Genomic DNA, 6,081 nt, shown 5'->3' on the forward strand with positions numbered 1-6,081 from the left:
TTTAAAAACCTCTCAAAACATCAATAAAATCAATGCTTTTTCGATTGTCACATTCAATTTTCGGGGGATGGCTAATTAATGTTAATAATAGTGTTGTTTTGGATGCTTTAAAAAAGTCAATACTAAGTTAAATCAATTCGTTTGATTTACACCGTGAGTGACAAGAATAATGATTCATATTCATTTAAGATGATTTCCTTTGCGTACTTATTCATTACAGAATGGCGAATTGTATGAGGATCCCAGGATTTTTTGCTGCATAATATTAGTTTTTCAAAAAAATCTTGCTCATTAATAGCAGTATAGCCATTAACACCATTAATTATAATTTCGTTAATGCCTCCCGGAGCTTGAAAAGCTAACACTGGGGTACCAACTGCGCAGCTTTCTAAAAACACATTGGGAAAACCTTCCACATAAGATCCTGATAGAAAGAGGTCGCTTTTAGCCAAATAAGTTTCTACTGTAGAGGTGAAGGGAATATGGGTTATTTTGTCTAAAATATTTAACTTAATAGCATGGGAAATAATGGCTTCCTTTTCCAATCCAGATCCAATTATAGTATATTCAAAAGGTTCTTGGAGCCTGCTAAGAACATTTAAAATACGCAAATAACCTTTTTGTTTGGTTAGTCGACCCACAGTGATTAGCTGTAATGGTTCTTTTTTTTGTTTTTTTGTCTTCAACTTAAACCGGCGTGTAACAGGGTTAGCAATTATGATCAACTTATCTGCGGGATATCCAAAATTGGAAATAAGGTCTTCTTTCATGTCATTCGATTGACAGACAATTTTTGACAAAGTTATGCGTCTAAGGTCAGGTAGAAATGATCTTCTTGGTTTTGATTTTTCTAAATTATGTAATGCACTTGCCACTATGGTTTCCCGACCAACAAACCTAACCCTACGGAAAAAAATTGCTAAGATTGAGAGAGCAAAATTAACATGCGCAATTGCCCCAATAACGATATGTGGTTTATTGTGGTAAATGTACAACGCCGTAGCCGGTAAAGCCATACGTACACTTGTTTTATTTAAAAAAGTAATTGGAGTATGTTCTTTTACGGAATAGGATTGATCTTTATTGTTGCCAATAACTAATAAAGACGCTTCAAACCTTTCATTATTAATATGTGAGGCTATAAAAGACATAACCCGTTCTGCCCCACCGGCACGTAAGGAAGGTAAAACAAAAACTATTTTAATTTTCAAATTTTATATGTTTTAGAATTCGGTTAATGTCAATACTCTTAATTTTTTTGGCCGGAATCCCCCCGATAAGAATATTTTCTTCGATAAATGACTTTCCTACACAGGCATTGGCAGCAATGGCAATATTGTTGCCTATAATTATATTACCGTATAATTTAGCCCCTGGACCAATATACACATTATCCCCAATAATTGGAGCCTCCGGCTCGCCACCTGCAGCACCAATATTAACTCCCGAATGAATTTTACAATTTTTTCCTATTTTGGCTCTACTGTTAATTACAATATTGCCATAATGGGGCAAAGAAAGTCCGGGACCACAAGCATTTTTAGGGATACTAAAACCCAAAGCAATCGATAACTTTTTATAGCGGTATTCCAACCAGTAGTAATAAAGTGTTCCGAAAATTGTGGTTTTGGTATTAAATTGGTATTCCAGTTTTCTTAGTCGCCGCTGAAACTTCCAAGTAGGATCCATATAGATCCATTGCTTTAGACTTTGACCCAGGGTTGGGGCGTGCATCCCCCTTGCAAGGCGATCCTGTGCTACGTAATAGTGGTATAGTTCTTTGGATGTAATCATGACGATATGCAATTATCGGTTCTTAGTGGTGTTTTGGCAAAGGGCTACCCTAGGTGCCCGTGCACCATTGGGGTCAGTAATCGACAAATCCTCGCGGAGCATGCTTTGAGAGGTTCCTGCCAACCCGATCAACATCAGTATCATTAAAAAAGGGTAATCCGCATTCAAGATAAAATTATTGTGAAAACTGGTATGAATAAGGTAGGAAAGGAGTACCAACCTAAAAAAAACGGCAAAAGTGGGTTTATGGGAGCCGATATGGCGCAACAGAAAGAGTACAAAGAAAAAGAAGACCACATAGCCTATGGCGGAATAGTGAAAGCCTATATTGATCAGGCCGTTATGGGCCGACAAAAGGAGTACGGCACTTTGACCATTTTTTAAAAACATTTCCTTCCGAACTGCCATATAGTCACTATCCGAAATGCCCAAAGGATGTTGTGCCACCGCATAGAGCCCGGTGGCCCACAACAGTGGTCGGCTATCGCTTTGCCGCTCCGAATTCAGTTGGGTGATACGGCTGTTCCCGAAGCTCAAAACGTCTTCTGCTGCATACACCAAAAGTAGTAGGGTTAGCGCCCCAGCCACCAAGCTCATTTTATAGAGCGCATGCTTTCTACCTGGCGCAAAGAACAGATACCCAAAGACCAAAAAGAGTTCGGCCAACAACAGCGATCGGGTCTGGCTCAACAGCGAGGCCACAAACAGCAGCCCCAAATACCACAAATAGTAGGACCGGCGGTGCCGCAGGTACATATAAAAGCCGAGTATAAAACTGCTCAAGGCAAAATAGGAAAAGCCAATTGAATAGGCAAAAGGGCCGGAAAGCCGGAAACGATCCCCAAAGCCACCCTCTATATACGCTTCTTCGGTACCCAATCTTCCCATTTCTTCGCCAGGGAGGGAGGAGAAAAGTAACTTTTTAACCTCAAACATCTGTGAGGCAATAGGAGAAATGGGGTGCTGCAAAAAAGCAAAGACACAAATCAGGAAATGAATAAAAAGAATAATATTGATATACTTTGGGTCTTTTTTAGCAATCAATAAAAACAAAAAGGAAAAAACCAAAAAAGAAAAACACTTCACAAAATCCACATAAACCTCCTTAAATTCCATGTCTCCAAAAATTGCCATTTTAAAATTAACCAGCAGTTGTAATAGGGCAAAACCAACTAAAAAAGTTGTATACGTTTTAAAATAGGGATTCGTCTTTAGCTCCAGTAAGAATGACTTTAAGAATAAAAAAAACAACCCAAACTCTAATAGACGATCAATACTCAGCCCCCCAACACGAAAGCGAATAAAGACATTGTCTACTGCCAGAAGAATGGCTATAAGGAAATAGGCATATTTCATTTGTCTACTATAATCGTTTTATAAAAATTTTCAATGCCATGATGGGCTTCGATTTGGTTAAGGCTTTCCATTCCATAATCAACTAAGGTTTTTTTATCTAAAAGACTTTTAAGAATTTCTTTTAAGTGATCCAAATTCTCTGAATAGGTAAAAACGGCTCCATTAACGCCTTCTTGGATATAGCATTTAGTCCCATTCTGATCCGAGCATATAACCCCTACACCGCAGGCCATGGCCTCTAAAATGGAAAAGGCTGCTTGCTCGTCATAGCTGGGCAAAATAAATAGATCGGATGCTTTTAGCAAGGATAATACTTCCTGATGGGGGATGTTGAGGTAAAATTTTACCAAAACACCTTCCTTAGTGATTTCCTTTTTCAAGTTCTCATAATAGGCAAAATTGTCTTTGGAAATACACTCTGAAACCACTAGGATTTCGTTTTCTGAGATATTAAATTGCGGTATTTCCTTTAGAATTTGGATCAGTTCTTTTATTTTTTTACGTTCTACCATTTTACCAATCGTAATCACTTTAATTCCCGGTTGCTGCATTCGTAATAGAACACCCTTTTTTGTATTCATTTTATCAATTACAAACGGAATGTAGCTTGTATTTGGGGCATAGGGTTGGTTGGGTTCTCCCAAAACAGGAGTAAAATGATGTATCCCCAAAAATTTTAAAAATTTTAAAAAGAAATTCCGTTTGACACCCAAATAACCCCGGTAATTATGTTGGGTGTATAAGAATATTTTTTTTCTAAAAAGCAAAGCCACTATAAAATGTTGTAAGGAAAATAAGTTATTAATATTCCTTATAATGACAATCTCTGGTTTTAACTTCTTATAAATCTCTATGCAATGTCTAAATGAGGTTATATGATACTTTCTAAGAATACTTCTTCCGTGATTATTTGAAGCAGTGTATTTTTTTAGTAGCCCTTTAATAAATATCGAAGGTCTGGATACAATAGGTATTATGTAATTGTGATTTTCACTACCGCCTAGATAAATAGATAAAAAATGAACCTCTACTCCTTTTTCCAGAAGCTGTTTGGTAAGGAAAAATTGATTGGTATGAAAACGGGGAGCTATAAACAGTACCTTTTTATTGTGCATAGTAACGTTGAAAAAATCTAAATTTTAAAAAAACCTTTTGAAAAGCCCCCGGAAAAGACTTTAATATATGTGTAATTAATGGCAGGTTCTCTTCATTAAAAATAACACTTTTTTTATGAAAAAAGAGAAAGAAAAGAAGGGGCAGGTAGACAAAAAGAGAAAGTCCCAGATGTACCCAAACCGAAACAATCCCAAAACGGTTTAGCAAAACGGTGATCAGGATAAAGGGAATAGAGCATAGCAAAGTTTTGCCATGCAACAAACTAAAAGATGATTTGGAAAATTGTAATTCCACATATAAGCGGTAACTAACCTGCAAATAATTTAATACCGTGGCCACCAATACGCCAAAGGCTACCCCATTTAAGCCGCCCCAAAGGGAGCCCAGCAAACAGCATACAATCATTAAAAAGGCAAAAATAAACTGATAATAAGCCCCCCGATATACCAGACCCATGGATTTTATATACGATTTGTTAATTTTGGTGCCAAAGCGGTAGGCCAGACCAAAAATTAAAATTTGAAGGGGCAAGACCACCTCATTCCATTGGTCCCCCAATAAGGTATTTACAATAAATTCAGCGTTGATGTAAATTAGTACGGTAACGGGGAGTAATAGTCCAAAGCAGATAGCGGTACTAAACAGATAAAAATCTGATAATTTGGTTTTTTGGGCTTGTTTCTGGGACAATATAGGAAATAGAACACTGTCAAAAATACCACCAAAAAATTTGGCAGGGACGGCCAACAATTGAAAGGCCTTGGAATAAATTCCCAATGCCACAGTACCCAGCGACTTCCCTACAATAATATTATCGGCATTTTCGGCAAAATAATTAAAGATAGAGCCGAGGGTATGGCCGGATCCAAAAAAGAGCAGTTCCTTTACAATGGGCTTTTGTAGGCGAAAGGAAAAGACAGGACGTTCATAGTACATAAGAACGCTCATAGCAATAATAAGCGAAGCAAACTGCCCCCAAATCAATGACCAAAATCCAAAATCCAATAGTGCCAGGGTTATAGAAATCGGTCCCAGCCCTAACAGATACGAAAATGCCCCTACCTTAACCAACACCTTAAACCGCAATTTTCGCGACAAAAGGGCCGAAGTGATCCCGTTAATACTTCCTAAGGGAAAAAACAGGGCAAAAAAGCGCACGGCATTATCTGCATTTTCTATATCGAAAAAAGCGGCCAGGGTGGGGGCAAAGAAATAGAAGGCAATCCCAATGGAAAGACCAATTAGAAAAGCCAGTGTATACCCCTGAGCAATATGTTGCTCTGTAATAGAGGGCAGTTGGATCAAGGCCGTAGAAATTCCCATTTCTGAAAACAAACTCGAAAAATTAACTAAAATCATCATTACCGCTACAATACCAAACTCTTCGGGGGTCAGTAATCGAGCCAAAATCCCTATAACCACAAATTGTAAAAGTATTTGAATCACAGAACCTGATAGGTTCCATAGCATTCCCGTGATTCCCTTGGAGGTCACTGAGCCCTTATGATTGTTATTGTCCAATAGCCTCTATTATATTTTATACCCTAAACCGGTTGTTATTAATCCTTGAAATGCGTTCCTCTGAAATCGGCATAAAGTCTTTCTTCATAAGCTGACTTAAAAAACTTTACGCTATTCAGAAATACAGCTGCAAAGATGCCATAAAAAAGGTTTTCAAACCAAATTACCCATGCAGAACGAAATAATACCTTATTTAGTTTACTTCTTTCTTATTTAATTATTAATAAGAGCATAAATTAGTTTGTTTAATTGAGATAAAAGCCTTATATTTATTGAATGAAAGGCAAAAACAAG

The 6,081-nt window shown here is 37.5% G+C and carries 5 protein-coding genes; all 5 read right to left on the reverse strand.

All coding sequences use genetic code 11. The annotated features are described in order from the left end of the window. Window positions 1–146: 146 nt before the first annotated feature. The 5 genes from U1E44_RS16540 to U1E44_RS16560 are packed head-to-tail and all read right to left on the reverse strand — an operon-like array spanning window position 147 to window position 5,787. Window positions 147–1,211, reverse strand: a complete 1,065-nt coding sequence (locus U1E44_RS16540; protein WP_322932228.1) for a glycosyltransferase — start codon at window positions 1,209–1,211, stop codon at window positions 147–149. Then, window positions 1,201–1,794, reverse strand: a complete 594-nt coding sequence (locus U1E44_RS16545; protein ID WP_322932229.1) for an LbetaH domain-containing protein — start codon at window positions 1,792–1,794, stop codon at window positions 1,201–1,203. Before U1E44_RS16545 ends, U1E44_RS16540 begins: the two co-directional genes overlap by 11 nt. 12 nt (window positions 1,795–1,806) lie before the next feature. After that, window positions 1,807–3,150 (reverse strand): O-antigen ligase family protein, encoded by a 1,344-nt coding sequence (locus U1E44_RS16550; RefSeq protein ID WP_322932230.1) that lies wholly within the window; start codon window positions 3,148–3,150, stop codon window positions 1,807–1,809. Next, window positions 3,147–4,265, reverse strand: coding sequence for a glycosyltransferase family 4 protein (locus U1E44_RS16555; RefSeq protein WP_322932231.1), 1,119 nt, complete (start codon window positions 4,263–4,265; stop codon window positions 3,147–3,149). The genes U1E44_RS16550 and U1E44_RS16555 overlap by 4 nt, the downstream gene beginning before the upstream one ends. After that, window positions 4,255–5,787: a lipopolysaccharide biosynthesis protein gene (locus tag U1E44_RS16560; RefSeq protein WP_322932232.1), complete on the reverse strand. Its 1,533-nt coding sequence runs from the start codon at window positions 5,785–5,787 to the stop codon at window positions 4,255–4,257. Before U1E44_RS16560 ends, U1E44_RS16555 begins: the two co-directional genes overlap by 11 nt. Window positions 5,788–6,081: the final 294 nt, after the last annotated feature.

The sequence above is a fragment of the Aurantibrevibacter litoralis genome, from assembly GCF_034651555.1.
In the GTDB taxonomy this organism is placed as follows: domain Bacteria; phylum Bacteroidota; class Bacteroidia; order Flavobacteriales; family Flavobacteriaceae; genus Aurantibrevibacter; species Aurantibrevibacter litoralis.

Coding starts and splice junctions, on each gene's coding strand:
- U1E44_RS16550 (WP_322932230.1), bottom strand. CDS start 3,150: ATGAAATATGCCTATTTCCTTATAGCCATTCTTCTGGCAGTAGACAAT.
- U1E44_RS16545 (WP_322932229.1), bottom strand. CDS start 1,794: ATGATTACATCCAAAGAACTATACCACTATTACGTAGCACAGGATCGC.
- U1E44_RS16555 (WP_322932231.1), bottom strand. CDS start 4,265: ATGCACAATAAAAAGGTACTGTTTATAGCTCCCCGTTTTCATACCAAT.